The sequence below is a fragment of the Rhodothermales bacterium genome (assembly GCA_013002345.1).
Lineage (GTDB): Bacteria > Bacteroidota > Rhodothermia > Rhodothermales > JABDKH01 > JABDKH01.
This window is the reverse complement of sequence record JABDKH010000338.1, coordinates 1-3,058: the sequence shown is the minus strand read 5'-3', so window position 1 is coordinate 3,058 and position 3,058 is coordinate 1. Positions and strand designations below refer to the sequence as shown.

The window sequence follows — 3,058 nt, the reverse complement described above, 5'->3', positions numbered from 1 at the left end:
GGCGCTTGACATTGCTGCGAAATAGTGTACCTTTTGCCGACGGTGGGGAAAAGTGGGGAATTATCCCAGGGTATCCCACCTGGGTGTCTGGTCAGTACATGGGTGACCCATGGCGGGGTTCAAGGGACAAGCAGAGTATTCCGTTGATAGCAAGGGACGCGTAGCCGTTCCTGCCAAGATGAGGAATGCCCTCAAGCCGGAGGCGAAGAACACCTTTACCCTCACCCGCGGATTCGAGAAGTGCATCTTCATGTATCCGCAGGATCACTGGGAGCAAATGGAATCCGATATCGGCACGCTGAACACCTATCGCAGCGAGACGCGCGACTTCATCCGCGGCATCCTCATGTGGGCGGAAGAAGTCACGCTGGATGGGCAGGGTAGGATCGGTGTACCGCGGACGCTTGCGGAATTCGCTGGAATTGGCGAGCGAGCGCTCATGATCGGTGCCCTGGACCATATTGAAATCTGGAATCCGGAGTCCTTCCAGCTATACCTGGAAGGACAGGAAATAGACTATGAGACGCTGGCTGAACGCGTGATGGGCCGGGAATGACCGGCGACGCGTCCGACGAGCGGCCTCCGCGTGAGGCAGGTGGCGGATATCGAGAATACGCCACACGCTATCACGCACCTGTTCTTTGCAATGCTGTCGTAGACAATCTTATCACGGATCACTCCGGTACCTACGTCGATGGAACGCTCGGCGGCGGTGGCCATACGGCCGCGCTGCTAGACGCCCTGAAGTCGGAAGGCCGGGTTGTCGGAATTGATCGTGACGAGCAGGCGTGCGCCGAGGCGAACGGCCGACTTCGGTCGGCGGTGCAGCAGGGCCGGCTGACCATCCTCCGGGGTGATTTTGCAGAGATGGAGTCGCTCCTCGCTGCACAAGGCATCAACTCTGTCGATGGAGTGCTTCTTGATCTCGGTGTTTCGAGCAGGCAGTTGGACGAGGCCGAACGCGGCTTTGCCTACATGCTCGACGGACCGTTGGACATGCGCATGGACACGCAGTCCGCCACGAGCGCTTTCGATCTGGTGAATACCTGGTCGGAATCCGATCTCAAGCAGATCCTGCGCGAATACGGTGAGGAACCCAGAGCATCACGCATCGCACGTGCCATCTGTGGCGCGCGACCGCTCGAAACTACGGGCCAATTGGCCACCATCGTACGATCGTGCGTGTCGCGTGTAGACGAGATAAAGACACTCTCCCGTGTCTTTCAAGCGCTCCGGCTCACCGTAAACGGTGAAATCGAAGCTCTTGAGAGCGTTCTCGAGTCGGCCACACGAATCGTGCGCACGGGCGGACGCATCGCTGTCATCAGCTACCACTCGCTGGAAGACCGACGGGTGAAGCGGTTTCTGAGGTTCGGGAATTTCGAGGGTGAATCGCGAAAAGATATTTACGGCAACCTGCTGACCACCTGGAGTCCCATCACAAGACGGCCGGTGCTACCCGACAAGGATGAGCTGGAGGCAAATCCGAGGGCACGCAGCGCCAGGCTGCGTATCGCGCAGCGAACCAGTGAGACGGCTAAGTCCGGGGAACAGCAGAACTAACAATCACAGCCCATGCGATCCGGGCGAAAGAACTTCTTACGGTGGGGACATGCCGGTCGCAACGAAGACATCACGTCAACACAAGTCTAAGTCGAAACGGAAGCCAACGACGATCATCGTGGGCGCGCGACCCAAAGCCGCGAAGAAGAGCCGAAAGTCGTCCTCCGGAGCGAAAAACAGTAAGGAAGCCACGCCGGTCCGCGCCCGCAAGCGAAAGAGCGGCAAGGACCACGGCGCCCTCCCGTCATGGCGACAGCTTGAGTCGAAGAAGAACCGTCGTCGCAAACAGGACAGTGACGCCTCACCGTTTCAGGCCGTATCCACCGCCCGCTTTGCCTTGCTGCTTGCCTCGGTAGCTGCTGCCTTCACGCTGTATGTCGGTCATATACACGCAACCCAGGATGTCCTGGCCCGAACAGAGCAGGCCAGAACGGAAAATCATGGGCTCCACATGAAATACAATCGTCTGAAAGGTGACTTCGATCGCATGACCGGACCGGCGGAGGTTCATCGACATGCGCAGGCACTCGGCTTCGTCGAAGACGCAGCGTTCGGCAAGACAATCGTAGTAAACCCATAGCCCTCCCGTCCTGAAGCCACGAGATCAAATACTGGCCCGAATGTACGTGGTGCTGACCCTGCTCAGCATCCTGCCTGTGCTTGTCACACTCCAGGTCGTCCGTATTCATCTGTACGACGGGGTCGAGCTGCGCAAACAGGGAGAGCACCAGGCAAATTCCGCGGTGGTACTTCCGGCCGTGCGCGGCTCCATCGTCGACGCCGAAGGCCGGACCCTTGCCGTAAATACGGCCCGCTACGATCTGGCCGTCGATCCGACCGTCCTCAACTTTGCCGACAAGCAGCACGCGTTTGTTTCGCGACTCGCAAGGCTGACCGGCTCCGCCGCCGGAGCGCTGCAGGGCAGAATCAATCGCAGGCAAAGCCCCAAGTACGTTCAGCTCGCGCGCGGTCTCAACGAACGGCAGAAGCTTGAGGTCGAAAGCTGGGACGTCCCGGGTGTCATCCTCGAGCCCGAGTTCGCCCGGCGCTACAACTACGGAAAGACGCTGGCCCATCTACTCGGCCACGTCAATGCAGATGGCGAAGGCATTGCAGGACTGGAACTCAGATACAACGACGTACTCCGTGGCTCGCCCGGGCGCCGCGCTGTCAAACGCGACAGACGGGGCATCATGAAATCCTCTGTGGGCGGATCTGTGATTGATCCGCAGGATGGCGAAACGCTTGTACTGACGATAGACCTCATCCGTCAAACCATTGTTGAAGAAGAACTAAAAGCAGGTCTCAAAGAGTCCGGCGCGAACTGGGGAACGGCAATAGCCATGAATCCCTACACTGGCGCCGTACTGGCGATGGCAAACTATCCCACCTACGACCCGAACGTTCCCGGGCGCTTCCCCACCGAAGCCCGTAGGAACCATGCCATCACCGACCGGATCGAGCCGGGCTCTACCTTTAAACTCGTCGCCGCCGT

Annotated in this window: 4 protein-coding genes; all 4 read left to right on the top strand. The window is 59.2% G+C overall.

The genetic code is table 11. The features are described from left to right. Positions 1-109 precede the first annotated feature (109 nt). Positions 110-556, top strand: coding sequence for a division/cell wall cluster transcriptional repressor MraZ (gene mraZ, locus HKN37_16095; protein ID NNE48174.1), 447 nt, complete (start codon positions 110-112; stop codon positions 554-556). Continuing rightward, positions 553-1,563, top strand: coding sequence for a 16S rRNA (cytosine(1402)-N(4))-methyltransferase RsmH (gene rsmH / locus HKN37_16090; protein NNE48173.1), 1,011 nt, complete (start codon positions 553-555; stop codon positions 1,561-1,563). Before mraZ ends, rsmH begins: the two co-directional genes overlap by 4 nt. A gap of 118 nt (positions 1,564-1,681) precedes the next feature. Next, positions 1,682-2,143, top strand: a complete 462-nt coding sequence (locus HKN37_16085) for a hypothetical protein (GenBank protein NNE48172.1) — start codon at positions 1,682-1,684, stop codon at positions 2,141-2,143. 28 nt (positions 2,144-2,171) lie between these two features. After that, positions 2,172-3,058: penicillin-binding protein (locus tag HKN37_16080; GenBank protein ID NNE48171.1), on the top strand; the 887-nt coding region annotated here is incomplete at its 3' end.